General features: G+C 57.9%; 21 protein-coding genes and 1 tRNA gene. 7 read left to right on the forward strand and 15 right to left on the reverse strand.

The annotated features are described in order from the left end of the window. Positions 1 to 66: 66 nt before the first annotated feature. Entirely contained in the window at positions 67 to 729 is a 663-nt protein-coding gene (locus V8J82_RS11285; RefSeq protein ID WP_339975319.1) for an HAD family hydrolase, read from the reverse strand. Between the two features lie 262 nt (positions 730 to 991). Beyond that, complete coding sequence (locus tag V8J82_RS11290) at positions 992 to 1,273, reverse strand: hypothetical protein (RefSeq protein ID WP_339975321.1); 282 nt, start codon at positions 1,271 to 1,273, stop codon at positions 992 to 994. A 485-nt stretch (positions 1,274 to 1,758) separates the two neighbouring features. Here V8J82_RS11290 and V8J82_RS11295 point away from each other — a divergent pair, with 485 nt between their 5' ends. Further along, positions 1,759 to 1,896, forward strand: coding sequence for a hypothetical protein (locus V8J82_RS11295; RefSeq protein WP_339975323.1), 138 nt, complete (start codon positions 1,759 to 1,761; stop codon positions 1,894 to 1,896). 102 nt (positions 1,897 to 1,998) lie between these two features. Here the strand turns inward: V8J82_RS11295 and V8J82_RS11300 are convergent, their stop codons facing one another. The 9 genes from V8J82_RS11300 to rarD all read right to left on the reverse strand — a co-directional run bounded on the left by V8J82_RS11300 (position 1,999) and on the right by rarD (position 9,816). Continuing rightward, positions 1,999 to 3,009 (reverse strand): TrbL/VirB6 family protein, encoded by a 1,011-nt coding sequence (locus V8J82_RS11300; RefSeq protein WP_339975325.1) that lies wholly within the window; start codon positions 3,007 to 3,009, stop codon positions 1,999 to 2,001. A 375-nt stretch (positions 3,010 to 3,384) separates the two neighbouring features. Then, positions 3,385 to 3,702, reverse strand: a complete 318-nt coding sequence (locus V8J82_RS11305; protein WP_339975327.1) for a hypothetical protein — start codon at positions 3,700 to 3,702, stop codon at positions 3,385 to 3,387. Beyond that, positions 3,686 to 5,245 carry a relaxase family protein gene (locus V8J82_RS11310; RefSeq protein ID WP_339975329.1) on the reverse strand — a complete coding sequence of 520 codons (1,560 nt, stop codon included), beginning with the start codon at positions 5,243 to 5,245 and terminating at the stop codon, positions 3,686 to 3,688. The genes V8J82_RS11305 and V8J82_RS11310 overlap by 17 nt, the downstream gene beginning before the upstream one ends. Further along, positions 5,239 to 5,706, reverse strand: coding sequence for a plasmid mobilization protein (locus V8J82_RS11315; protein WP_339975331.1), 468 nt, complete (start codon positions 5,704 to 5,706; stop codon positions 5,239 to 5,241). The genes V8J82_RS11310 and V8J82_RS11315 overlap by 7 nt, the downstream gene beginning before the upstream one ends. Next, entirely contained in the window at positions 5,696 to 6,451 is a 756-nt protein-coding gene (locus tag V8J82_RS11320; protein WP_339975333.1) for a helix-turn-helix domain-containing protein, read from the reverse strand. The genes V8J82_RS11315 and V8J82_RS11320 overlap by 11 nt, the downstream gene beginning before the upstream one ends. 60 nt (positions 6,452 to 6,511) lie before the next feature. Further along, entirely contained in the window at positions 6,512 to 7,468 is a 957-nt protein-coding gene (locus V8J82_RS11325) for a hypothetical protein (protein ID WP_339975335.1), read from the reverse strand. Between the two features lies 1 nt (position 7,469). Then, complete coding sequence (locus tag V8J82_RS11330; protein ID WP_339975337.1) at positions 7,470 to 8,642, reverse strand: tyrosine-type recombinase/integrase; 1,173 nt, start codon at positions 8,640 to 8,642, stop codon at positions 7,470 to 7,472. 146 nt (positions 8,643 to 8,788) lie between these two features. Further along, positions 8,789 to 8,878: transfer RNA gene (locus tag V8J82_RS11335), tRNA-Ser, on the reverse strand. 47 nt (positions 8,879 to 8,925) lie between these two features. After that, positions 8,926 to 9,816 (reverse strand): EamA family transporter RarD, encoded by an 891-nt coding sequence (gene rarD, locus V8J82_RS11340; protein WP_339975339.1) that lies wholly within the window; start codon positions 9,814 to 9,816, stop codon positions 8,926 to 8,928. Positions 9,817 to 9,963: 147 nt separating this feature from the next. Here rarD and V8J82_RS11345 point away from each other — a divergent pair, with 147 nt between their 5' ends. After that, the gene (locus V8J82_RS11345; RefSeq protein ID WP_339975341.1) at positions 9,964 to 10,380 is read left to right on the forward strand and encodes a VOC family protein; all 417 of its coding nucleotides are present in this window, start codon (positions 9,964 to 9,966) and stop codon (positions 10,378 to 10,380) included. Here the strand turns inward: V8J82_RS11345 and V8J82_RS11350 are convergent. Next, the gene (locus tag V8J82_RS11350; RefSeq protein WP_339975343.1) at positions 10,377 to 11,834 is read right to left on the reverse strand and encodes a sensor domain-containing diguanylate cyclase; all 1,458 of its coding nucleotides are present in this window, start codon (positions 11,832 to 11,834) and stop codon (positions 10,377 to 10,379) included. The genes V8J82_RS11345 and V8J82_RS11350 overlap by 4 nt on opposite strands. 449 nt (positions 11,835 to 12,283) lie before the next feature. Here V8J82_RS11350 and V8J82_RS11355 point away from each other — a divergent pair, with 449 nt between their 5' ends. The 4 genes from V8J82_RS11355 (at position 12,284) to V8J82_RS11370 (ending at position 19,011) form a co-directional block, all read left to right on the forward strand. Next, positions 12,284 to 13,018, forward strand: a complete 735-nt coding sequence (locus V8J82_RS11355) for an SDR family NAD(P)-dependent oxidoreductase (protein WP_339975345.1) — start codon at positions 12,284 to 12,286, stop codon at positions 13,016 to 13,018. Between the two features lie 704 nt (positions 13,019 to 13,722). Further along, the gene (locus V8J82_RS11360; RefSeq protein ID WP_339975347.1) at positions 13,723 to 14,985 is read left to right on the forward strand and encodes an efflux RND transporter periplasmic adaptor subunit; all 1,263 of its coding nucleotides are present in this window, start codon (positions 13,723 to 13,725) and stop codon (positions 14,983 to 14,985) included. 3 nt (positions 14,986 to 14,988) lie between these two features. After that, positions 14,989 to 18,093, forward strand: coding sequence for an efflux RND transporter permease subunit (locus V8J82_RS11365; RefSeq protein WP_339975349.1), 3,105 nt, complete (start codon positions 14,989 to 14,991; stop codon positions 18,091 to 18,093). A 162-nt stretch (positions 18,094 to 18,255) separates the two neighbouring features. After that, positions 18,256 to 19,011 carry an HAD family hydrolase gene (locus tag V8J82_RS11370; protein WP_339975351.1) on the forward strand — a complete coding sequence of 252 codons (756 nt, stop codon included), beginning with the start codon at positions 18,256 to 18,258 and terminating at the stop codon, positions 19,009 to 19,011. A gap of 113 nt (positions 19,012 to 19,124) precedes the next feature. Here V8J82_RS11370 and V8J82_RS11375 read toward each other — a convergent pair whose 3' ends face one another. Beyond that, positions 19,125 to 20,387, reverse strand: a complete 1,263-nt coding sequence (locus tag V8J82_RS11375) for a patatin-like phospholipase family protein (RefSeq protein ID WP_339975353.1) — start codon at positions 20,385 to 20,387, stop codon at positions 19,125 to 19,127. 527 nt (positions 20,388 to 20,914) lie between these two features. Between V8J82_RS11375 and V8J82_RS11380 the strand changes: the two genes are divergently transcribed. Further along, a complete protein-coding gene (locus V8J82_RS11380) occupies positions 20,915 to 21,634 on the forward strand; it encodes a TetR/AcrR family transcriptional regulator (RefSeq protein ID WP_339975355.1) in 720 nt (239 codons plus the stop codon). A gap of 21 nt (positions 21,635 to 21,655) precedes the next feature. Here the strand turns inward: V8J82_RS11380 and V8J82_RS11385 are convergent, their stop codons facing one another. After that, complete coding sequence (locus tag V8J82_RS11385) at positions 21,656 to 22,894, reverse strand: NAD(P)/FAD-dependent oxidoreductase (RefSeq protein WP_339975357.1); 1,239 nt, start codon at positions 22,892 to 22,894, stop codon at positions 21,656 to 21,658. Between the two features lie 2 nt (positions 22,895 to 22,896). Continuing rightward, complete coding sequence (locus V8J82_RS11390) at positions 22,897 to 25,101, reverse strand: TRAP transporter permease (RefSeq protein WP_339975359.1); 2,205 nt, start codon at positions 25,099 to 25,101, stop codon at positions 22,897 to 22,899. Positions 25,102 to 25,135: the final 34 nt, after the last annotated feature.

Below are 25,135 nucleotides of genomic sequence, written 5' to 3' on the forward strand. Positions count from 1 at the left end.
GCATTCGCCCTTCAAGAGAGACTTCTGCGGCCGGACTTCCAAAGCACGAAAAGACTGACGAGCGCGTCAATCTGCATGAACAACTCCAGTGAATGCGTCTACGCGAGTAGCATTCATCCCTGCACGGCGCGGCCCATTGATGTCGGCATGTAGCGTGTCTCCGACAAACAACACCTTGTTCGGAGCAACCCCCAATCCTTGCAGGACATGCGCGTAGATCGCTGGCTCCGGTTTGATTGCGCCAACCCTACACGAAAAAACCTCCACTTCTGGACGGTCTGGTAGAGCGTTCTGCAAAGCAGCCACGTAGTCACTGGCTAGGTTGGAGCAAATCGCCAGACGCAACTCCTCACGACGAAGTCTAGCCCATATGCCAGCCATCCCGGAGCGTAGAGCAATGGAGCTGCATTCAATACTCACCAATTCGCGCACCTCTAGAAGCGTATCTGGTGCTACATCTACTCCAAGCGCTTCTGGCCAGTCCATCAACGGCCTAGTCTCGCGCATAAGCCGGTTTTTTAGCTCGCGCCGTTTGTCAAGCGACAACGCCTTGAGTAACACCCGGAAAGCCCCCCTCTTGTCTTCAATTTCGACTAGTGTTCCGAAGGCGTCGAAACAGACCGCCTCGATTCCATCGAAGATGCGCCGCACACCTTCCTTAGGCTTGCCGCAGTCGTTTCTTTCAGCGGGATCTGTCGGTATCCCTTGGGCAAAGCTTCTGCTTTCCACTCGAATATTTTTGCCCTCCCATCTCCGTTGTCTGTGTCGATGGCGTGACCAGACGGTACATCCCCGCGGTTCTTCTCCACAACCAGCTCCATTTCACGTGATCGTTGAGGGACCCTTCTACCTGGTCAGGAACTAAATTTCGCCTTTTGCGGACGTTGGAGGTTTCATCTTGCCAAAAAAAATCCTCGGGGGAGCGCCCCCAGGGCGTGGGGGCGGACAGCCCCAAAACCTCTCGTCAAGGGCACGCAGTTCGTTAGTCTGGTTAACCGCCGTCATCATATCTTTCTTGGGCGATAATGACAAAATCTCCATGGTCAACGTCTCTGACGAAGACGGCCCCCGACCTAGCCAGGTCCAGAAGATCTTCGGGACGGACTCGCAGCAATACACTCGAAAACGGATCATCTTTCGAAGAAGTATTCACACCAAACCTAACTGTGAGGATTTGACGAACAAGGTGCTCTGGCTCAATCGCACCAGCGGCCGAGACTGCGAGAAGGCGCTGGTGCAGATCATCTGGCAAATCTATCGTCAGGTCCGTCATGCTTCACCTTTCACCTTTGTACACCGTGCCTTAATATCTAGTGTCGGTTCTGCATCGGTTTGCAGGTCCTCTTCTTCGATGCCGACCGTATGGGGTTTACTGACAGCAACCAACAGCGCGCACTGCACTTGAGCGGGTCGGTCGACCTCTTTCATCCGGATGAACTGGCTGCGCGAACAGAAATGGGAGTTTTGGTCTTCTGCTTACCTCCTCGGAGCCAATGTGGAACAGGAGCAGCTGATCTCAACAATTGGGGGCTGTCCGCCCCCGCGCCCTAGGGGCGCTCCCCCGAGGATATTTCAGGCAAGATGAAAGACGGCAAGAGTTAAAATATTGCAATAAATCTGCATGACTTCTACCTTTGGACGAACAATTTGGCAGGAGAAAGCGCATGAAGCGGAAGACACTAGCGGTTCCTCTCACGCCGACGTTGGAAGAATTCGTTGACCCGTTAGAAAGCAATCGTGGCTTCTCAGGCTGAACACATGAGTTCGCTGATTTGCAAAGACATGGAAGACCAGGAACTCGTTGCGAAGTTGTTGCAGGGTTTGAGTGACGTGAAGCGTGGGCGCTTTACCGAACGGACGATCTTGGATATCGGCAAAGGCTACGTGGCCGAATAGCCGCGCGGAGCCCCTGCAACGCGGCTCCAGCTCTGGCGACTAGGATGTTGACCGCGGGCCCACGATAGATGTTTCGGGCAAGATGACAGGCAGCAATTGATTTCATCGGTTCTGGCTCAGCCGTCGAACCCGCTCCAATTGTTGGAAGTAGTCTGGCCCCCTATTGGTGCTGTTGTCTGGCTGGCGAGGCGGTTGCTGGGCTTCACGAGGCGCTGGTCGCGTCGTCTGACTAAAGTTGGTGGATGGAGTCACGCGCTGGTAGGCCCCTCGCATAATTGCCCCGGTCGCGACCGCCGCGAAACCTGAGTTGATGTCGCCGGATATCGTGCGGACAATCACCGGGATACCTGCGATCAGCGCAAGTGAGAGCATAATCATGGCCAGGAATGGCAAGGCGGCACCGATGTTCTGCATGTCACTGGGATCACCCACGGCGGCCAGCATCTGGTTCAACAGCCCGAACGTGATGGAGAAGACGCCTGCGATCACAATTGGGTAGAGGGACCAGGCAATCAGGGCAGACAGCCACCGCTGGAAAAAGCCCTCTGTCGCGCGGAAAAGCGTAAGGCTGATCATGATAGGTGCAAGACCGATCAGCAGTGTCACGACCATCTTGGACAACACAAGCATCAGTGCTGCTACGCCGCTGAACACAGCCAAAAGCGCGGCCATGAAAACGCTCATCACGGCACCGCCGACCCAATTGAGATTCTCACCGATGGCGTTCGCATGGTCAGCAAGATCATCCGCAAGTTGGTCAAACCGGGCAGCAAAGAACGTTGGCCCCGAACCTGTCTCGCCCGTGATCGAACCGATCAGCATACCGGCGATGTTGTCGAGGCCATCGATGATCGCACCTGAAAGCCGGTCGAACTGAACCCAGTTGAAGGCGAAGATGATGATCAGGCCGATCTTGATGAGCAAAGGAACCAGGGTGGCCACATCAACCGGATGCACCTGCAAGATCATGTTTGCGATGATCAACAACAGAGCGATCGTAGCTGCCAGCATCACGACTGTGCCGATGCTGCCCGCAACATGGGCAAACTGGCTTGAGGCCATGCTGGACAAGGCGCTTTCGGCCCGCTCTACAATGAAAGATACTGTGCCCATCAGTTCGCCCCCTCACACATGTCTTGAACGGTTCGGCGGAGGTCAGCGATCTGCGGGCTATAGACCTCAGATGACCAGTCTCGATAGGCCGATGATGGGCCAGTCGAAAACCCAAGGGCTTCGAACCTCTCCAGCGTTTCGGTCCAACCTGGACGCAAGACTGCACAGTCGCAGGTCCCGGCCTCTATCGCGCTCTGATGCCTCGTAAGGCTGTAGAGCCGATCTGCCGCGACGCTGCGCCATGCGTCCGAAAATCCATCGAATGTTAGCTCTGCTGGACGGTTGAGTATTTTGCATCCGTAGTGATCAACTTCAGCGCCCTGCGCTAAGCCACTCGTCGAAATACATAAAAATACTGCGATCAAAGCTCTCATCCTAGTCGTCCTCATCCTGATTGTCGTGAAGTGCGTAGATCGTGCGCCGATGGTGTTCTCCGTTCTGCCAGCCTCTGATCGCGTCGGGATCGCCATGTTCGTTGAGGAGCATGGCTATCCCCATCCGCATCCCAGGTGAGCACTGGTTGGCGATACGTCTGATTTGAGTGCCAAGCTCGAACGCGTAGTCACCAGCCCAAGTCTCGCGGGAGCGGATCAGGACAGAAACACGCTCCAAAACGTCAGTTGCCGGATCGATGCCGGGGCACCAGCGGCCCCACGGATCATCCACCAAGTCTACATCAATGTCGCAACCCATGGGGCTCCTCCTGATGCAGTCGCTTGTCGTCCTGATCGTCTAGTCCATGTTGATCCCGTCCAGATGTCGTGCGCTCTCCGCCAGCCTCGGCGACAACTGCTCTGAGCTGATCTGTTGCTCGATCCAGCCTTTCAACGACACCACCAACGACTGTTGAGAACGCGCGAGCGAAACCATTGAACATTTCAATGAAGCGATGTCCGTTCGGGTCTCTCTGACGGAGTGCTGCTCCAAGTCCTTCAAGGCTTGCGCGGACATTTCCGACGCTTCGGTCAACCGCTCCACGTATCTCAGCAACTCGCGCTCTAACGCTGTCAGACCATCCATCGCCTACTGCTCCTCGATCATCAGGCAATCGACCGTCTGCGCCCCAAGGCGGCAGCGGGTCAGCGTCGTCGTATCCCTGTAGGGGATCAAGTAAGTCGCTTCTGGCCGCTCGATCATCTTGATCCCCAGCGACTGCATGCTCGGTGTCAGCCAATTCAGAACCGTCCAGGTCGAGAGCGAGCTGCTGATCATCAGCGCGCAAGCGATCAGCACTGGATAGATCATCGCCGTCCATTCTGGACGCGCCGCGTTCGCGCTCTGCCTCAGCAGATGTTTCCTCACGCGCAGCAGATACCCTTCCGTATCGGTCTTGATTGTAGCCAGCGCGCTTTCGGCAGTGATCTTCAAATCGTTCCTGAAGCTCTCCAACTGAGTGGAGATCAAGGCGGCGTTCTCTGTGCGCATTTGCTCCATGTCGGCCGCCAGCTTCTCGCTCAGTCGTGGTTTCTGCGGTCCAGTCTTCATTGAAAATCTCTCCCTTCAATCGCCACCGTTCACCGGTGTCGGGGTCTTTCACTGTGAGGTAGTTTTTGCCCGCCCTGGGCACTTCGAAGCCTGCCTCTTTGAGTGCTTCGGTCATCACGGCACGGTCCGTGATCAGACCCAAAGATATCTGATCACGGATCCAGCCGTGGAGTTCGTCTCGACCCTGTGCCCGTGTGGGGGCCTCGGTGACCGTTTTCACCTCGGCCGAGCGCTCAACGTCCATGGGGTCGGCCCAGCCGTGCGTCTTGTTCATTAGGTCGCGCAGGCTGTCGAAAGTGCGCTCGTACCCTGGCGGCGCTATATTGAGGCTGCGCCCGCTTTGCAGCTCCATCCGTGGCGTGCAGAAATGCAGCTCGACCCGATCCTCGTGGGTGTGCCGGACCCAGAGGCAGGCGTAGCGGTCAGCATTAAGACCTGCGAAGGCAATCTCTTCGAAACGATCGATCACCTCCTGCTGCTGATCGTCGGTCGGAGCGTCTTCGCGGGCAAAACTGATGACACCGGCGCGATAGGTCCATTTGTGCGGACATGCGTCGATTAGGTCGATCATGCTGTCCGGGTCACCTCTCACGACCTCCGGCAATGGTTCTCGCGTCAAGGTCATCGGCTGGCCCGCAGCGTCGCGGATCAGGTCGCGGTTGTCGTCATAGGCAAACACGGTGCGAGCGGTCAGATACTCGACCGGGCCCGCGCCGCCGCCTTTACCGTTGGGAAAGAACTTGATCAGCATCCAGGCGGCCTCCGATGCTGTGCAAGAATGTCCGCCAACCGCCGCTCAATGCCGACCAGCGCCGTAGCGACACGCAGGGCCTCGATGTCGTTGGCGCGACCGGCGCGGGTTGCCATGTTGAGCCAGCGTGCGATCTGGTTGAGGTTGCCGCCATAGCGGGACACGGCCAGCACGAGCGCGGGATCGACACGGGGCGTAGGCTTTCGTCGCTTCGGAGCCGCGCCCGTGGCAAGCTGCCGCAACATGGCTGACATGGACAGCCCGCGATCCGCAGCCGCCTGCCGGATCAGCGCCTTTTCTTCGGAGGAGCAATAGAAGAACACCGCTTCTTGCTTCTCCGAAACCGCGCCCCGCGCGGTCTGGTTGGGGTTCGAAGGGGAGGCTTGCCGCCCCTCGCAAGGTCCCGGTTTGCAGGTCGCAGACCTAGAACTGGGTCGCCTTGCTGATTGCTCAAACTGCATAGTTGCGCTCCGCACAGGTAGGCTTGTCGCGGATCAGTTCTCTGAGTAACTGGAGTTGCTCCCTCCACGCCGCGCTGTCAGCTGGGGCTGGTGTTCGCGCAGGAAGCCAATAGCCAACATGATGCTCATGGGGCGACAACTGGAGGCTTCGTTCCAACGTGGTCATCCCCTCCCGAGCAAGCCGTGCATCCCAGTCCCGAACGAAGCAGATGCCTCTCGGGACAAAGACCAGTTCCGTGCGAGTTCCGCCGGATTGCCGTTCTTCAGGCAAATCTGACGCGGACACGCGCCCGTGTTCTTTTCTAGGTTCTTGTTCTCTATTCGGGGGGCGATCCTGTCCCCCTTTGTTGGACAAAATTGCCCCGCTTTGGGGACAAGGTTGTCCCCCTTTTCGCTGACAAAGCGGGACAACCTTGTCCCCCTCTCGGCGACGCTCTGTTGCCCGCTTTAGGGCCGCTGAAGTCGGACGGTAACGAGATGATTTACCCTTATTGGTCCCGCGCTCAATGGACATATAGCCAGCGGTCTCAACCTTGTTGAGTGCTCGCTTCACCGACTTGGCGTGCTTGCCAATAGCCGCGCCGATTGTCTCGAAAGACGGGCGGCTTTCTCCAGTCTCATGATCCGCATGGGCCAACGCCAGGTAAAGCGCAACGCGTAACGCGTTGTCGTCCATCTCCTTGTCGGTCACCATCTCCAAAAGGAACTGTAGCTTGATCTTACAGAACGGGAGCGATTCAGACATTAGGTGTCGTCGCGATCCGATTGCGGTTGATCCAGTCGTTCAGATCAGCGCCGTGGTATTTTACTCTACGCCCGAATTTAAGAAAGCTAGGCCCGACTTTACGGTGCCTCCATTGAGCGCGTTTTGCTCTTGATGCAATGAGATCAAGTTCCGCATCGTCGTCGTCGTAAACACGTTCGTTTTCAAAGATCTGCATGCACTCTCCTCCGTTTGGGAAAAATCGTGAGTGAACGCAGTCAGTGTCATACAATTCCAGTCATCTTGCTCGAGGTAGCGTCGGGTGATTTCGCAGAAATATTCGGGGTAATCTTTGTCGAAGTGAAATTTTTCCCGTAGGGTCGTCTTGATCCGGAGCAGTTCCTCATCGTCGTCCGGGCAAGCTAATGCGATCTTTCCAAAGTTGAACGCATTGGCTGAAATGCCGATTATTTCGTAGACTTCATCCAGGGCAATACAGAACTCGGAGGTCGCAGTATTCCCCTCTGCCGAGCTAGTTGGCCGTCGACCGTCGTATCTTTCAAAAGCTGCTCTCAGCACTTTGGCAACGAATACAGCTCGCCAATTGGATCGATGACTGTATCGATCTGCTTCAATCTTGAAGTGTTCCTCAGCCTTCCGCAGCGTCTTGATATCCTTCTCAAGCCGCGAGCTCAGAATATCAAAGAACCCATCCATTGGTTCGGGAAGTGAACGCAGCGAAAGACGAGCAGCGGTAAGGTTTGCTCTAGCTTGTTTGATCCCTTCTAAGGCTTCCTTCGAACGCGCGCTATCGACTTGCTTTCGGCCAAGCTTGTAAAAAGGCATCTCCAAATTGCAGATCAATGAAGCGACTTTGTCCTGCTCGTCATGATACAAACCGACGACAAAAAGATCATGTAGTCGCTGGTCTACTTTTTGGGTCAGCTTGATGTTGTCGATCTCGAACTCGTAGAAACCATTTGGGTCATCGTACTCTTCGTTTGGATCAATCTCGTCAAAATCTGGGACGACGATGCCAAGCTCGGGCCATTCCTTCATTTTAGGCCCCAACGACGAAGTTCGACCACGCTTGAAGAAGCTGCCTACGCTTCTCCAAAAGGTCGGACCGAGCATATGCTCGCTCGACGTCGCTCCCAACTTTGTGGGCAAGACTCAGCTCCGCGACCTCTCTCGCAGTGTTAGGCTGTTCAGACGCCCAGTCCCGAAAAGCTGATCGAAACCCGTGGACGGTAATCCCTTCAACCTTCATCCGACGAAGTAACATCAGCATCGACATGTTTGACATTGGCCAATGTCGCTTTTGACCTTCAAATATGACTTCAGAACGAAGCGCTTTGAGTGGCTCGATGATTGCCAACATCTCATCCGTGAGTGGGACCCGGTGCTCCTGATCCGCCTTCATGCGCTCAGCTGGAACGGTCCAAAGCTTCTCATCGAACCCAATCTCTTCCCAGCGGGCATGCAAAACCTCGCTCGTACGGCTCGCTGTCAAGCAGGTGAACATTAGTGCCTTCGCCGCCATGGCATCTTTCGTTGCCAGCTGGGCGTAAAAGCCGGGCACGTCCTTCCAGTGCATCGCTCTATGGTGCTGCACCTTCTGTTTGACCTGCGGCAACACGCGCGCGTCACGGATCGTTGTTACCGGATTCTCTCCATCTCTGAAGCCCTTTGATTTGGCGACATCAAGTACCGCCTTGATCCGTTGAGCGAGGCGTTTGGCTGTTTCGTGTTTCTCGGTCCAAACCGGAAGCAGCACTTGAAGTACCTCGGGCTGGCCGACCTCAGATACCGGCAACCGCCCGATCTTAGGGAAGGCATACTCTGCGAGCGTGTTGATCCATTGCTGGCCATGCTTGGGGTTCTTCCATGTTGGCAGGCGCTCGATGTGGACTTGCCGGGCGATCTCCTCGAAGCAAGGGATTTCTTGGCGTCCGTTGTAGCGAGGATTGATGCCTTGCTTTGCAAGGCGTCGATACTCCAGCGCTCGGTCACGCGCTTCGTTCAGGGTTACGACATCGGCACCGCCCAGGCCAAAGTCAGTTCGCAAAGGTCTGCCTTCGCGGTTACGCTGACCCTTTACTGTGACGCGCACGATCCACCGTCTGGCACCCGATGGATCGACCACAAGGTACAAACCACTGCCGTCACCATGACGACCGGGGCCGAGGGTTCGCACCAGATTCTTCGTCAGCTTTCCGCTAAGAGCAGCCATAAAATACCACAATTCCTACCACGCAATGAATAGAAACGAGTCTAATCGAAGAAAACCCAATAGCAACAATGAATACGCATAAACCAACAAAAACAGCCCCATAAGGGGCTGAAAAGTATCGAACGCAATTGAGTAAAAATGGTAGGTGGCGGAGACGAAGGGATTCGAACCCTCGAGACGGTTTCCCGCCTACTCCCTTAGCAGGGGAGCGCCTTCGACCACTCGGCCACGTCTCCGCTGACCCGTTTAGTCGCCGCGGGCCGGGGGAGCAAGTGGAAAGCCGTTATCTCCGTGTGCCGCGGAGCAAAGCGACGGAATAGAGCATCAACGCCGCCCAGATCATTGGAAAGGCGATTGCACGCGCGAGGCCAAATGGCTCATCAAAGACAAACACAGCCACTAGCATGATTAAGGTCGGCGCGATGTATTGCAGAATACCGATAGTCGAAAGCCGCAGCAGCTTTGCCCCGTTCACATAGAAGATCAACGGCACGGCCGTGATCGCTCCTGCGGCTATCAGCATCCAAGTATCGAAGGGCGATCCGGCCGCAAACACGGCCTTCCCGCTGACCCCCAACCACATCAACCACCCCAACGCCGGGATGCCGAGCAGCGCGACTTCAAGAAAGAACCCCTGGTTTGGGCCAATCGGCAACTTCCGTTTGCAGAAGGCATAGCCGCCCCAGCTGAGCATCAACGCCAGTGCCGGCCAGGGCAAAGCACCCTGCGCGACCGTCAACACCACAACGCCTGTAGCGGCCAACAATACCGCCGCCCATTGCAGATTGGTTAACCTCTCCCCCAGCAGGGCAGCCCCTAAAAACACCGAAAACAGCGGGTTGATGTAATAGCCTAACGCACCATCCAAGGCGCGCTCATTGGCGATGGCCCACACGTAGACACCCCAATTGATCGAGATAAAAAACGCGGTCAGCGCGGCCATTCCCAACAATCGCGGTGAACGGAATGCCGCACGCAAATCTGCGGTTCGTCCCGTGATCCAGATCACCAATCCGATCACTGGTAGCGACCAAACCACTCGGTGCGCCACCAACTCGACCGGTGGCACGTGATCCATCGCTTTCAAGTAGAGGGGTAAACCGCCCCACAGCACATAGGCCGAGACAGCGTAGCCGTAGCCCGCGGGCGTATCTTCGGAAGCGGGGGTGGCCATAAAATCTCTCAGCGCGTCACAGACATCGCACCGAAACTTATTCACGCGCTGAACGCAAATCAGCATCTGTGATATGTCTCATCACAAAGGTGACAAGGCTCTTTTCAACCGCCACCATGCGTCAGTCAAATCGCGAAGGGCCGCACAATGAAGCTCGAATTTCACCACGTCAACTTCGTCTCAGAAGATGTCGATCGGATGCACGCGTTCTACACAGAGGTGCTGGGGCTCGATGATATTCCGCCAACGAATTTTCCGCGCACCGCAGCGACGGCAGAGACCGGCTATTCCGGCGCCATTCGCTTTGCAACCGACGGCGCGATGCAGATGCATCTGGCCGAACGGGCGTTGGATGTGGCGTTCAAGAATGGCCAAGTCATCAATCCGGTCGACCGCGGCCACATCGCATTCCGAACGGACGATCTGCAGGCTTTCCTTGCGATGTTGGACGCGCGGGGCATTCCGTATTCCGACTATGGAACCGCCTTTGCCGCCGAATGGCACCAAGTGTTCTTCCACGACCCTGAAGGCAACGTGATCGAGGTGCACCAACAAGTTAGTTAGACCACTTTTATTTGCCCTGCCTGGAGTTTCGAGGAATCGACGACGCGGTTCCTGCCCTCGTGTTTGGCCAAATATAGCGCATCATCCGCGCTTTTGAGGATGTCTTGGATCTGGGTCCCATCCTGCGGGAATGACGCCACGCCGCAAGAAATCGTCACGGTTGGCAAAGTGCGCCCCGCATAGGCGATTGAAATCTCTTGCACCTTTGCGCGGAGTGCCTCGGCCGCTCGGATGGTGTCCTTGCGGGTCGCCGCAGGCAGAAGCACCGTGAATTCCTCGCCCCCATAGCGGCACAACACCTCATCAGCCGAGAAGAGCGTGTTCATCGCCTCGGAAATCGCGCGCAGGATCATATCGCCCGCATCGTGACCGTGATTGTCATTGAATGATTTGAACTTGTCTGCGTCGAACGAGATGACGCCGAATGAGCCTCCCCTCCGCTCTTGCAGTTTCAGTTCATTGCGCATGGATTCCAGGAAATGGCGCCGATTGAACAATCCGGTCAGCGGATCGCGGGTGGACTGATGGTGCAGTTCATCGCGCAGCTTCACGTTGGCGATGGCGAGGCTGATCAACTCTCCGCATTGCGCGGCGAATTTATGTGGATTGCGCACGCCTAATTTATCGGTCTGCGTTACCTGAAACTGGATGTGCAGCAGCCCAACGGTATCACCATGGGCGATGATCGGAACACAGATATAGTCCCCGGACGAGGGCGCGTTTTGCTCTTGCACATGGGGGCATTCAAACGAGATTTTGTCTTGTGACAGGGAATAGTTCCGGCCCCGCCGAAGCGCCCAACAGGCATCTGCCTTGATGTGGTCATGGATTTCAGCGGTGCCCCAATACACCGCGCCGTCCAGCACATCCCTGGAATTTGAATAAATGTACAACTCGCCGCAGCTATCGGGCATCAATTGCTGCATGAATTCCTTGAGCACCACGTAGAGCTCATCCAGCGACTTGCAGGTTTGCAGCCACTCCCCCAGCTCTGCCAGCATCGACGCTTCCTGCTGACGGGCCTTTTCGTTCTCCAGCGTTTCAAGCACCTGCGCCTGCGCCAGTTCGGAGGCGCGCTTCGCCTCATCCAAGTCGGCAGATTCACGGCGCTGTTGGGTGACATCGGTAAACGTCACCACATAGCCGCCATCCCCCATAGGCCGCGCGGCGGTCGAGACGATGCGCCCGGATCTCAAATGCCGATCAAACTGAAACGGCGTTTTGCGGGCGAAGCGTTCTTGTGTCTTGTCGACAGCCGCTTGATCCAACTCACCGCGGATGATCGCGCCAGACAAGAAATCGGTGCGCGATATCCCGACCCATATGTCGGTTGGACGCAACTCCAAAACGTCTAAGACGCGGTCTGTGTACATGGTGCACAGCCCATCATGATCCCAGACCAAAACACCTTGCTCCATGCCATCTGCAATGCGACCGAGGAAATTCGGATCCATCGAGACCGCGTTAAAGCCCTTCGGAGCGAGGACACCATCCGGAGAACTACATTTCTCAGATTTTGATCTTTTTTTCATGTCGTACCGTCACGGTCAGCCCCGATGCACCAGTAGGCAAAAAGTGCTAATTTGGAGTTTACGATTGACGGTCAGGCCAGATCTGGCGGCTTACTTTGGCTGGCTTTACAATTGTGTCGGGCGAGTGGACCGTGTGGTAATACGAGGCTCGTCTCGTGCGTGTTCGAGAGTTGTGCGCTCAGGCCCGTCGCTGCCAAGCCGTCCGCATTCTGGGTTTTCTCCAACCGGCGTCCAGCGTATTGGCAAACAGCAAGCCTTTTCTTGCAATATGAATCATTTGTTTGTTTCACGATGCGCGTTTTAGGTCAGGATCAGCTGGAAACATACCGGAGGCATGGCGTGAAGCCATCTTGAACGGAGACGCATCTCATATGCCCAATTGTCTTATTGTCGGCGTTGGTCCCGGTCTCTCTCAAGCGATTGCGCAGCGTTTCGCTCGGGGTGGCTACAATCTGGGAATGATCGCGAGACGGGCCGATCTGATCGAACAACTCAGCGAAAAGCTTCAAGTGCAAGGTGCTCAAACGGCATGGGCGACAGCGGATGCTGGAAACGAGGCGGAGCTTCTCGATGCGATCAAGTCAATCGAAGGAATGATCGGGCAGACGGATGTGCTGATCTACAACGCCGCCGTCATGCACGCGGCCGGCCCGCTCGACCTGACAAGCCGAGCACTGCGTCGGGAGTTTGAGGTGAATGTCGTCGGTGCGTTTGCCGCGAGCGGTGCTGTGGCGCCAAATATGTTGCGCAAGGGCAAGGGCGCGATCCTATTCACGGGCGGCGGGCTCGCACTGGAGCCGTATCCCGAATGGACGTCGCTCGCGGCGGGCAAGGCGGCTTTGCGCAGCCTCGCTTTCTCGTTGTTCAAAGAGATGTCGCCAAAGGGTGTCAATGTTGCGGTGATTGCTGTGTGTGGGATCGTGAAACATGGCGGTCTCTTTGATCCAGCCCGGATTGCGGAGGAGTATTGGCGGCTCGCAACGGCGGCGGATGGCTTGGCCGACCGAGAGTTGATCTTCCAACCTGCGGGGAGCGATCCGCACTATAACGACCCTGAGCGCGTGCACGTGACCACAAGCATCACGCCTGAGCATGCCAGGAAATAGCTTCGATATCTGCTCTTGAGCGACGCCTCGACGCGGCACGCTCGGGCTGTTTTCGGGGGATCCGGCTTTGCTGGATAGAGCACGAGTGCCTCCTCTTGCAGCCTTCGATCCTAGGATGCCCGATGGGGCGTTGTTAACGCTTCGGCATTCACGAGATCACCTGCGCCAGCAAACGAGAACAAGGCGACGGCGGTCATCCAAATTCGAGCCGCCCATCCTGTTTCCAGTGATTCCATCGCCTGTCGTGCGTGCGCAGGCTCGAGGAAGCGGCAGTGATGTGATCGTGTGAAGGCTTTGCAAGGGCTGCCACCGGGCGACTGGCTCCGCAGGGCGGGTTCGTAAGCTCATCGAAAATCAAAATCTGAAAAAATTTCTGATTTTGCATTGATCTATCATCTTGCCCCCCTAAATCTGAAAAAACGTCAGCTTTGAGCTGTATTCGCGATGGCGGACTGCACTTCACGCAGGTGCTGAACCGGTCGGGCCCAGGATAGGAGAGCCGAATGGACCACACGACAGATCAGTTTTTGGGAGGCTGCGCTGAAAGCTTCGGGGATCAGGTGGCCAGACCGGAAACGCCAAGCTCTTCAACTACACCTAGGCGCCCCCACTCGTTCGATCCCCGCCAGTGTCGGGGCACCAATTGCTACGCATCGCGCCCAGGTCGGCGCCAAAGATCTACTTTGCATCAAGGAACAGTTTTCATGTTTTGGACGCTTCTTCGGGCTGCGGCCTGCTTCTTCGCCTTACTCGTCCCTTGGGCGGCTTCAGCCCAGGCAGGAGATACTCCGACAACGCCCACTCGCCCCGCTTTGGTTGCTGTTGCCCAAACGGTCTCAGCCAATGCTGCGCGGGGCTATCCGGCGGTGGTCTATCCATCTGAGGAAACTGAAATGTCGTTTCGGGTCTCTGGCCAGCTTATCGATTTGCCGATCCGGGCGTCGATGGAGGTTTTCGAGGGCGATATCATCGCGCGGCTTGATCCGCGGGATTTTCAAACCAACGTCTTGCAATTGCAAAGTCAGCTAGATCAGGCGGCGGCTGAGCTTTCTGCTTTGCGGTCGGGTGCGCGGGCCGAGGAGATCTCGGCGCTTGAAGCGAGCGTCGCGGCGGCCGAGGCCCAGGTGGGACAGTTGTCTGAACAATTGCGACGGTCGCAGGAATTGCAGATCCGGGGTGTCGTCTCGGCGGCGCGGGTTGAACAGGATCAGGCAGCGCTTAGCGTGGCGGAGGCAGAGCTGCGGTCAAGCCAAGAACAGCTTCGCATCGGGCAGGCCGGTGGCCGCGCCGAAGAGGTCGAAGCCGCCGAGGCCGCGATACGTGGATTGCAGGCGCAGCTTCAGATTGCGGAAGACAATCTGGCCGACACGGTTCTGCGCGCGCCATTCGATGGGTTTGTCGCCCTGCGCCATGTCGAAAACTTCACCAACATGCAAGCCGGACAATCCGTTGCGCTGATCCAGGGCCTGTCCATCGTCGATCTGGTCTTCGACATTCCCGGTCCAGACGTCGTCTATTTTGCGGGTGTCGAGGATTTCTCGATCTCGGTGACCTTCGATGCTTTGCCTGGCCGGACCTACGAGGCGGAACTGATTGAATTTGCGACCCAGGCAGAGCGATCAACCCAGACCTATCGGGGCCGTGTCGCGGTTGCCGTACCTGAGGAGGATTTTGTGCTGCCCGGCATGATTGGACGGGTCGATGTGGCCTCCAACGGGAACGGGGCCGAACTGGTGACCGTCCCTCTTGGCGCGATCGGCGCCGATCCACAGGGGCAACCAGTGGTGTGGGTCCTCGATCCGGAAACCAATTTGGTCAGTTCTCATGACGTCGTCTTGGGTGATGTCATGGGTGACCGTGCCGTCATCCTTGACGGTGTGCCGCCGGACGCCACTGTAATCGCCGCAGGGCTTAGCGCGCTGCAGGACGGGATGCAGATCCGCCCCATCACCGACATTGAGGGCTGACCCATGGATCTTGCACGCTTCGCCATCGAAAAGCGCGTTATCTCGGTAATCGCCACCCTTCTGATTTTGGTGCTCGGCTATGCGGCCTACCAAAGCCTGCCTCGCTTCGAGGATCCCGAATTTGTGATCCGAGAGGCGCAGATCATCACACCTTATCCCGGCGCCAGCGCGGAGGAGGTGGAGATCGAAGTCACGGATCTGATCGAGAATACGCTCCAGCAGCTCGACGGGATCGATGAAATCAGATCGGTCTCGTCACTCGGCCTCAGCCAGGTCACGGTTGCCTTCACGCGCCAGGTTGCACCTGGATATAGCGAATTGAACCAATTGTTTACGCAGATGCGGGCGAAGATCTCGGATGTGCAGCCCAGCCTACCGCCAAATGCCCTGCCGACACAGGTTTATGACGATTTCGGCGACGTCTTCGCGCTGTACTTCGCGCTAGAGGGCGACGGCTATGATCTGGCCCAACTGCACGCCTATGCCGAAAGCTTGCAGCGGGAATTGGTGCTGGTTGATGGCGTCGCGACGGTGATCCTGACTGGTGTGCAGCAGGAGGTTATTTACATCGAAACCGATCCCGCGCGTCTGATCGAATTGGGGTTGTCGCCTGATCAGTTGAGCCAGGTGTTGGAGGGTCAGAACCTCGTGACGCCCGCAGGCGCCCTGGTCGCGGGCGAGCGGCGCATCCCGATCCGGCCCCAAGGCGCTGTCTCGTCGGTGGAAGCCATCGAGAACCTCGTTCTGTCCAATCCGCAAACGGGCGCGTCGTTCCGCCTGTCGGATATCGCCACGATCAGCCGCGGTTTTGCCGAGCCGGCCACAGAGCTTTTGTTCCATGACGGCGCGCCCGCCATCGGGATCGGCATCTCGAACGTGTTGGGCGGCAATGTCGTGGAAATGGGTGCCGCCGTGCGCGACCGGATTGCCGAGCTTGAGGCGCAACGCCCCATTGGCATGGACCTGATCCCGATCTCGGATCAGTCGATCGGTGTCGAGGTGGCGGTCAGTGATTTTGTGGTGAACGTGATCTTGGCCCTAGGCATCGTGGTCGGCACGCTCCTGGTCTTTATGGGCATCCGTTCGGGCCTGTTGATGGGGGGCATCCTGATCATCACCGTCGCGGGCACCCTCATTGGCATGGCGCTCTATGGGATCAACCTTCAGCGGGTCTCGCTTGGGGCGATGATCATCGCGTTGGGGATGTTGGTCGACAATGCCATCGTTGTCGTCGAAGGCACGCTGGTGCGGGTGCAGAAGGGCCAGAGCGCCGCGGACGCGTCGCAGGATGTGGTGCGACAGACCAAGTGGCCGCTGCTGGGCGGCACCATTGTCGGTTTCCTTGCCTTCGCGCCGATTGGCTTCTCACCGGATGACACGGGTGAATATACAGGCAGCCTGTTCTTCACGATCACGATCGCTCTGCTGTTCTCGTGGGTCGTGGCGATCTGGCTGACGCCGTTCTTCTGCAGCATCGCGCTGAAGTCCAAGTCGAGTGATGAGGAAGAGCCGAAACCCGAGTCTGGTTTCTTGCGCGGCTACCGTGCGCTGCTAGCCGGGGCCATCCGCTGGCGCTATGCCACAATCGGGGCCGTCGTCTTGCTGTTCGCGACGATTTTCGTGGGCGTCAACTACGTGCCCCCGGGGTTCTTTCCGCCCTCGACGCGCACCCAGTTTGTGGTGGACTACTATCTGCCCCAGGGCACCGATATCAGAGCCACCGAGGCTGATATCATGGAAATCGAGGCGCATCTGCGCACGCTTGATCGTGTTATCGGGACCAACTCGGTGGTCGGCGCCGGGCATGCGCGCTTCATGCTGACCTACGTGACCCCGGATGCGAACCGAGCGTTCGGCCAGATCATTGTCGATGTGGATGAGTTTGAGGCGATCGCCGATCTGCGAGGCGAGGTTCAGACGTGGCTGAACGAGACCTATCCGCAGGCCAGCGCTCAAGTCTTCCAGTTCGAACTTGGCCCCGCGGGCGGTGCGAAGATTGAGGCGCGGTTCTATGGGCCGGATCCGAATGTCTTGCGTGATCTGTCCGCCCAAGCCGAGGCGATCTTGGTCGAACACAACGCGGTTGGCGTGCGCAATGATTGGCGTGAACAGATCCAGGTGCTGCGCCCGATCATCAACACGGAGAATGCCCGCCGTTTGGGGCTGACCCAGGGGGAAATCTCTGCGGCGATCAACACCTATCTCGATGGTACCAGTATCGGCACCTACCGAGAGGGCAATGACCTGCTCGACATCGTGTTGCGGCCTTACAGCCAAAGCCGCGACGGCGCAGCGGATCTGTGGGATATCCAGGTCTTTAGCACTATCAGCGCCGGCTACATTCCTATCTCTCAGGTGGTGGATGATTTTGAGCTGGTCTTCGAATCCGGCAATCTGCGCCGCATTAACCGCGCCTTGGCGATCACGGCCCAGGCCGACAACCCTTCCGATATCCTGACAGGTGATTTTTTCAATATGGTTCGTGGCCCGATCGAGGCGATCGACTTGCCACCCGGCTACACAATGAGCTGGGAGGGCGAGTATGGCAGCAGCGAAGAGGCGAATGCTGCGCTTGCCTCAACGATGCCGATTGGGTTTGGCGCGATGATCCTGGTGGTCTTCCTGTTGTTCAACGCCGTACGGCAGCCTGTCATCATCTGGCTGACCGTCCCGCTTGCCCTGATCGGGGTGATCTGGGGCCTGGCGGTGACGGGCACGCCGTTCGAGTTCATGGCGATCCTGGCTACGTTGTCTTTGACGGGTATGCTGATCAAGAACGCCATTGTGTTGATCGATGAGACCGATTTGCAGATCCGAGAGGGCAAAGCCCGCCTGGATGCGATCATCGACGCCGCCGTCAGCCGGGTGCGTCCGGTGATGCTGGGCGTGGTCACGACGGTTCTTGGGGTGGTGCCGCTCCTTTGGGATCCGTTCTTTGCGTCGCTGTCCGTGGTCATCATCTTCGGGCTTAGCTTTGCGACCGTTCTGACATTGATCATCGTGCCGACGCTGTACTCGGTGTTCTTCCGGGTACGCCAGGAAGAAGTTCAGTTGCCCGAGCCCTTGGAAGAGCAGTCCTCAGACGGCACTTCGGACACTTCGGCGTAGTGGAACCCATGGAAGGCTGCGCCGGATGGTGCGGCCTTTCGAATCATTCGGGAGCGATGCCGCGACAGAAACACGTCCGGCGTGCGTGTTAGTTCCCAAAGCCAAAGGCAAACCCGTGATCTGAACGTCATCAGATACCGAACCCAACAGGAGGTGAGAGAGATGAAAGCAGTTATATTTGGGTCGTTGAATGCCATTTGCGACCTGTCCGAAATCGAACGGCAGGCGTTCAACCAGGCCTTTTCCCAAAGCGGCTTACCCTGGCATTGGGATGCGCGCACCTATCGTGACATGTCGCTTCGCCTAACCGAGGTTTATGAACCCAGCTCCCCTGACCACGCGACGGCGCGGGATGTGAATCTCGACGAACTGCTCGATCTGAAAGACGAGATTTTGTTCAACCTGATCGAGGATCACAGCTTTGTTGAAGATCCGCTGATCGTTGGTTTGTTCGACTATCTGCGGCGCAAACGCATGTCCCGCGGGCTAATCTCGCAACAATCACGTCTGATCGTCAACAGCGTCCGCGCGGCGTTGCCGGGCATCTTGGCAAGCGACTTTTCATCGGTCACCTGCCGCGGGGATGAGGGGCGTCCGGAAACGCGGCAATGCGTCTACGCGGATCTCGCCAGCACGATGCGGGTTGAACTGGATCGCTGCATTGCGATCGAAACCACCAGGCGCGGAATTGAGACGGCCCGCGCAGCCGGGGTGGGGCATGTCGTGGCGTATCGCGTGCCAATCACAAAGCAGCAGAAGGCGAGCGGCGTAGTGGCCGCGGCCGACGATCTGCTAGCGACGTTGAAGTCTCTGCACTGGACCAGGACGGCCTCGCAAGTTTTGGCCCATCGTGCGACAACACAGACGGTGCGGATCTTGTCAGCCACAGCGCCGGAACGGCGGATCCGAACCGCCTGACACACAGCCACATCGCGCCGCAAAAGGCCCCACCGAATGTACTCGGTGGGGCCTTTGCCATTCTTGGTCCCAATCCGCGCCGATCGCGTTGGTAGGGGCGTAATATGCTCGGGTTACTGGCCGAGTAACACCTCTTCGATGTCATCTCGCCAGGCGCCTTGATCCAGGCCCATCTCATACCCGACCTGGAACAGGTTCGACATGTAGGTTGGATCAAAGAATTGGGTCGGCTCCTCTGCGAAGGTCGCGGGGATCGCAACACCGCGCAAAGCCAGCCCGTCTCTTTGCGCAAGGCTGGCAATATGGGCCACATCGCCCAGGCCCTGGGACCGCATCAACGCGTCGTAGGTCCAATTCAGCAGCGGCCCGAACCGTTCGCTTTGTGGTTCAAACCGCGGCTCGAGCCGATCGTTCTGGATGATCCAGATCGTGTTCCGACGTCGCTCAAGGCCGAGCTGTCTGATGATGTCCCCCATCTGCAGATCCTGCGGATAGGCGAAGATATGTTGTGAAACGGCGCCGTCGATATGCATCTCCGAGCGGATGTCCTGTCCGTTAGTGACGTCAATCTGTACCGGCTCAAACACCAATGGGATCGAGGCCGAGGCCAGAATGACCTGACGGGCCAATTCGTAGGCGTCTGGCGTGCCGACGCTGGCAATGGCGCCGACATCCCACAAGACGGGCCGTTCGGCATCGACATAGGTCGTGCCAATGATAAGCCGGCGGCCGGTTGCGTGTTCCTCGGCGATGCGGGTGAGCATTTGATCGGTTAGTTCGCGCCGGATGGCCGCTTGTAACGGGCGGTTGTTGGCGAGGCTCTGGCCCGCAAACACGGTCCCAAGCACACGGAACCGCGCCACATCGCGGGTCCGCGTTTGCGTATAGAAACGTTGAAGCGCGGCATCGTAGCCTGACCCGAGAAATGCAAACGGCGCGATGATGGCGCCGGTTGAGATACCGGTTACGATGTCGAATTCGGGTCGTGCGCCGGTGGCGGACCAGCCCGATAAGATACCGGCCCCGAAGGCGCCGTTTGCGCCGCCGCCTGACAAGGCCAGAAAATTGACCCCGCCAGTACCGTGATGAGCGGCGACTGCGCCCCGAAGTTCGTTTGCAATCTGGGTCGCCTCAAGGTCGGTGTTGTCGCCGAAAAACCGGACATCGGCTGGCATGCCCACGGGTAAGTAATTCTCATAGGTGCTCGCATCGGGCGGAGGCACATCCCTGAGAGATGTGCAGCTTGCCAGCAATGCGATGGCTAAAACGCTTGTGCTCAGCTGGCGAGCAAGGCCGCGGATGGGGGATATGATGGGTTGGATCGGGGCTGGCATAGATAGGACCTTGTCAAACGGCGCCAAGCCGCGCTGTGTCATGGCATGGCGCGGTCTTGGCATGTGAAGTCTGTCTTTGAAAAGGGGGAGCTACGGCCGCGCGCTCAAATCGGGCGCAAGGGCAAGCGCGACTGGTTGGGCGTTGGAGCTCTGATCCGCGGGTTTGATACTGACTGTCGGGGCAGGGGACATTGCCTGCGTGGCCTGCGTGCCGTCTAGTCGCTCGGGGCGCAGCCCCACTGCTTCGAAGGCGAGCAGCAAAGCCATAAGGCCCAACAAAGCAACCGCTTTCCGTTCGGCAGGTACTGGGCGTTGTCTCGGGTTATGTCGCCGTTGATGCAAGAGGAAGGAGCGACCGGGGAAAGGCAAGGGCCGAGATGTCATGTGCATTGGATGTCCCTTATCTGAAAGTATTTCAGCTTACCTAACGTCGCGCTTCCTTTGCGTCAAGATAATCTGAAAAAATTTCAGGTAAGGCGTAATGACAACGTGGTGGTGCAGTGAGATGGTCGTGTCGTAACGAAGTCTATGACCATTCATTGCGTCGATCTTGAAACCAAAGATCTCTGTTGCCATATCTGAAAGAATCTCAGATTGTTGGAAAAATGAGAACCACAGATCCGCGCAGAGAACCCGTTCGCGAGCCGACACAAATGCGCAGTCAGCAGCGCGTCGACAGCATCTTGGATGCCACCAAGACGGTGTTGGCCGAGCATGGCAGCAGCAATTTGAAAGTGTCTCAGATCGCCAAGGTGGCTGGCATAAGCGTCAGCTCCATCTACCAGTATTTTCCCAATAAATCGGCGATTTTGGCCGCCTTGTGCGACAATTATCTGGCGATGTTCCGAGAGGTTGTTCGGGATGCGATGGCGGACAAGCCCGAGACCATCTCGGATCTGATATCTGTGACCAGCGCGCTGCTCGACGGGTATTATCAATTTGTTTTGCACGAACCGGTGTGGAAGGATGTTTGGTCCGGTGCAGGATCAGACAAGAATGTCGAGGCTGTCGGAGATGCCGATACCTTGCAGAACACAGAAGTCATCTTCGATGGATCAAAGCATTTGTTCCTGGAAAGCGCCCAAGAAGAGGCGCATCAGAAGCTGTTTCTTATCATCACCTGGGGTGGAAAGGCCGTGGATGCGGCCATCGAATTGCCGCAGGACGAAGGCGATGTGTTGGTAGAGCATGCGAAAGCCATGCTGATGGTGTGCTGGCGTGACGAGCTTGTTCCGCTTGCCCACCCTGAAGCTGTTGGAGATTTGCCCGATGTACAGAACGGTGCGTGAGGGCGTTTGCCAAGGGGCGGCTCAGTTAAACCGACCAAGATTGTAAGCCGAGAGATCCAGGTTGGTGGGGCGCCCGGTGACCAGATCGGCAACGATCTCACCGGATTTTGGCGCCATCATCAATCCGTAATGCGAATGGCCGAAGCAGGTGAACAGGCCGGGTTGGCCTGCCACCTCTCCCAATGCCGGGAGGCTGTCGGGGAAAGACGGCCGCTGCCCCATCCAGACGCGTGCGGTTTTTGTGTTCAAGTCAGGCAGTGCTTCGACGGCCTGGCGCGTCAGGATTGCTTGGCGTCTGGGGTCGGTCGGGGCATCTACCGCTGCGAATTCGGCTTGGCCTGCGATCCGTAGCCCGTCATCCATCGAACTGAGCACCACCTTGCGATCCACATCCATGATCGAATGGGTTAGGTCGACATCAGGGGCCGCAAAGTCCACGTGATATCCGCGCTCGGCTTCAAGCGGAATGCACAGGCCAAGGGGCTTGAGCAGACCCGCAGACCATACGCCCATCGCAACAACAACCTTCGAGGCGACATATGTGCCGGTCGCCCCGTGGATGTGCCAGCCGCCTTCGTTCGCAACGAGCGCGGTTACGTTGTCGCGGATAAAACGCACGCCAAGACGGTGCGCCTTGTCGGCAATCGCCTCGCAAATTCGGCCCGGCGACCGGGCGCGTGCCTGTCCTTTGATCACAATCGCGGCGTTGAACTGGTTGCTGAGGGCGGGTTCGAGGCGCTGCAGTTCATCTGCGCCGATCCATTCCAGATCGGCGCCTTTCTCGCGCCGAATGCGATAGCCAAGCCCTGCGATGTCAGCCCGAGCGGCCTCTCGAAACGCATGAACATAGTAACTGTCCTGAACCAGATGTTCCTGGCCGGTGCCCGACAGGTGGCGGCGATATAGATCGATTGTGGGTAAGCACAGATGCTCCATGGCATCGGCGATTTCCCGTACGCGATGCTCGCGGGATTGCCCAAGGAACCGCAGGCCCCAGGGGATCATGCGCGGCCAATGGGACAGCCGCACGCTCAAGGGTTTGTTCTTGTCTGCCAGCAATGATGGTATTTGGCGCCAGAGGCCGGGCATGGATTGCGGCACGACCGACCAGGGGGAGATGATGCCAGCATTGCCGAAAGACGTCTCGCGCCCCGGCGCGTTGCGGTCGATCACGCGGACGGCTTGGCCACGCTCTGCCAGTGACAGCGCACAGCACAAACCGACGATACCGGCGCCCAGGATCGTGACGGATTGGTTCACGATCAGGCGGGCGCCGTGGCGCGGCGTTTTAGGGCCTGGCTGATGATCACCGGCACGCAGAGGGCCAATGCAAACAGATCGGCCTGCAGCGATGGCGCGATGAAGACGAGCCCGGCAAAGGCCAGCAGCCATCGGAATGCGAGGTTCACTGGCGCATAGAAGTAGCCCACAACCGCGGTCGACAACGCGATCACACCCGCAATGCAGCTGGCGGCGGTATAGGTGAACTCCCAAAGGTGGAACCCGGTGGAGGAGACGAAGAGCAAGACTGGCGCATAGACAAAGGCCATCGGTGCGATGACTTTGCCAAGGCCAAGGGTAAAGGCCGATATCCCGGTGCGGAACGGATTGGAGTTTGCGATCGCCGCCGCCGCATAGGCCGACGTGCAGACCGGCGGTGTAATCTCGGCCACCACTCCATAATAGAGCACGAACATATGGCTCGCGATTGGCGGGATGCCCAGCTGCGCCAGGGCAGGCTGCGCCACCGACACCAGCATGATGTAGAGCGCAGTGGTCGGAATGCCTGCGCCCATCAGGATGCAGGCCATGGCGATGAAGACCAGGCTGATAAAGAGCGTCAGGTCCTCGACCGTAAACAAATCCAGCCCCGTCAGGCTGAACAGAGCGAAGATATCGCTGCCCAGGTTTGACGCGCCCTGCGTTACCATGAACCCGATGCGAAACCCCACGCCGGTTGTGTTGATCACGCCGACCACGATGCCGACCGCGGCCGAAGCTGCGCCCACCGCAAGCGCGTATTTCACACCCGTTTCGAAGGTTTCCGCCATTTGCGGCAGTTTGATACGCCGTTGCGGGTTCAGCGTGCCCAGGATCGCGCAGGTGATGAGGATAGCGGACATGGTCAGATCAAAGCCGCCGCCCTGATACTTCCAGATCACAAAGGCAATGAAGGCCGCTGCATAGATTAACGTCAACGGCTCTCGCATCCGTGACATTCCGGCGATAATTGCCACGGAGATCCCGCAAAATGCGGACATGTAGGGTGTGTAGCCGGAAAACAGCACCACAAGCAGGGCGATCAACGGGACGATATTGGCCCAGCCCTCGCGCCAGACAGCTGCGAATTGCGGCAGGGCGTCTTTGGTCAGCCCCTTCAGATCCAGCTTCTTGGCCATCAGATGCACGACCGTGAAGACGCCGACATAATGCAGCAAAGCGGGGAAGATCGCGGCGATCACAATGGTGGTGTAAGGGACCTCTAGGAACTCCGCCATGATGAAAGCGGCGGCACCCATGATGGGGGGCGTGATTTGCCCACCGGCAGAGGATGCGGCCTCGACCCCGCCTGCGAAATGACCGGGATAGCCCAGACGTTTCATATTCGGGATCGTCAACGCGCCGGTGGAAACGGTGTTTGCCACCGATGAGCCCGAGATCGTGCCGAAAAACGCGGATGACACGACGGACACTTTCGCGGGCCCGCCGGTATAGCGCCCTGCCAGAATGGTGGCGTTGTCGATAAAAAGCTGCCCCAAGCCTGTCCTTTGCGCAATCACGCCGAATAGGACGAAGTGAAACACGATGGTGGACACAACCCAAAGTGTAACTCCAAAGATGCCTTCCTGCGGGAAATACATCGATGATACGAAGGTCCGGAACCGCACGCCGGGATGCTGCAACACGCCGGGAAAAAGCGGGCCGAACAGCGCGTAGGCAATGAACACGCAGATGATGGCAGGCAGGATCCACCCGAGGGTCCGGCGTGCGATATCGAGAACCAGAACAATCAAACACAGGCCGAAGAACATGTCGTAATTGTTCGGATTGCCCATCCTGAACGTCTGCTCGTCGATGCCCAGCAGTGGAACGCCGCGCCACGCCAGGCCCAGATACAGCGCCGACGCTACACCCAGGGCCATCAGAACGAAATCGAAGATCGGGACATTGCCGATCCGAAAGGCCGAGCGCCGCACATCGAAGGCGCGTTTTGTTCTGAAGATGGGAAACAGCGCATAGGTCAGGATGAACAGACCCGCCAGATGCCATCCCATATGCCAATGGTCCGGTGGTAGGGCAAAGCCGGCTGTCAGATAATGATAGACCGCAAAGGCCAGCGCCACGGCACGCAGCGCCAAGCCAAGGCGCGGGCCAACCGGTCGCGTGGCGGCGCCCTCGTCATATTTGCGTTCGATCTCGGCGAGCTCTTCGTCGGACAGCTCGCGCGCACCACTCTGATCTGACATGGGAATCCCTGGCTTGGCTTTGACCCATCTGCCG

Origin of the sequence: Gymnodinialimonas mytili (genome assembly GCF_037544085.1) — a bacterium.
GTDB classification, from domain to species: domain Bacteria; phylum Pseudomonadota; class Alphaproteobacteria; order Rhodobacterales; family Rhodobacteraceae; genus Gymnodinialimonas; species Gymnodinialimonas mytili.

What these genes read in the sequence shown, in the direction of transcription:
- V8J82_RS11295 (WP_339975323.1), top strand. Translation starts at nt 1,759, where the DNA reads ATGAGTTCGCTGATTTGCAAAGACATGGAAGACCAGGAACTCGTTGCG.
- V8J82_RS11290 (WP_339975321.1), bottom strand. Translation starts at nt 1,273, where the DNA reads ATGACGGACCTGACGATAGATTTGCCAGATGATCTGCACCAGCGCCTT.
- V8J82_RS11360 (WP_339975347.1), top strand. Translation starts at nt 13,723, where the DNA reads ATGTTTTGGACGCTTCTTCGGGCTGCGGCCTGCTTCTTCGCCTTACTC.
- V8J82_RS11390 (WP_339975359.1), bottom strand. Translation starts at nt 25,101, where the DNA reads ATGTCAGATCAGAGTGGTGCGCGCGAGCTGTCCGACGAAGAGCTCGCC.
- V8J82_RS11315 (WP_339975331.1), bottom strand. Translation starts at nt 5,706, where the DNA reads ATGCAGTTTGAGCAATCAGCAAGGCGACCCAGTTCTAGGTCTGCGACC.
- V8J82_RS11370 (WP_339975351.1), top strand. Translation starts at nt 18,256, where the DNA reads ATGAAAGCAGTTATATTTGGGTCGTTGAATGCCATTTGCGACCTGTCC.
- V8J82_RS11375 (WP_339975353.1), bottom strand. Translation starts at nt 20,387, where the DNA reads ATGACACAGCGCGGCTTGGCGCCGTTTGACAAGGTCCTATCTATGCCA.
- V8J82_RS11350 (WP_339975343.1), bottom strand. Translation starts at nt 11,834, where the DNA reads ATGGATCCGAATTTCCTCGGTCGCATTGCAGATGGCATGGAGCAAGGT.
- V8J82_RS11365 (WP_339975349.1), top strand. Translation starts at nt 14,989, where the DNA reads ATGGATCTTGCACGCTTCGCCATCGAAAAGCGCGTTATCTCGGTAATC.
- V8J82_RS11300 (WP_339975325.1), bottom strand. Translation starts at nt 3,009, where the DNA reads ATGGGCACAGTATCTTTCATTGTAGAGCGGGCCGAAAGCGCCTTGTCC.
- V8J82_RS11330 (WP_339975337.1), bottom strand. Translation starts at nt 8,642, where the DNA reads ATGGCTGCTCTTAGCGGAAAGCTGACGAAGAATCTGGTGCGAACCCTC.
- V8J82_RS11355 (WP_339975345.1), top strand. Translation starts at nt 12,284, where the DNA reads ATGCCCAATTGTCTTATTGTCGGCGTTGGTCCCGGTCTCTCTCAAGCG.
- V8J82_RS11310 (WP_339975329.1), bottom strand. Translation starts at nt 5,245, where the DNA reads ATGCTGATCAAGTTCTTTCCCAACGGTAAAGGCGGCGGCGCGGGCCCG.
- V8J82_RS11325 (WP_339975335.1), bottom strand. Translation starts at nt 7,468, where the DNA reads ATGAAGGAATGGCCCGAGCTTGGCATCGTCGTCCCAGATTTTGACGAG.
- rarD (WP_339975339.1), bottom strand. Translation starts at nt 9,816, where the DNA reads ATGGCCACCCCCGCTTCCGAAGATACGCCCGCGGGCTACGGCTACGCT.
- V8J82_RS11320 (WP_339975333.1), bottom strand. Translation starts at nt 6,451, where the DNA reads ATGTCTGAATCGCTCCCGTTCTGTAAGATCAAGCTACAGTTCCTTTTG.
- V8J82_RS11305 (WP_339975327.1), bottom strand. Translation starts at nt 3,702, where the DNA reads ATGGGTTGCGACATTGATGTAGACTTGGTGGATGATCCGTGGGGCCGC.
- V8J82_RS11345 (WP_339975341.1), top strand. Translation starts at nt 9,964, where the DNA reads ATGAAGCTCGAATTTCACCACGTCAACTTCGTCTCAGAAGATGTCGAT.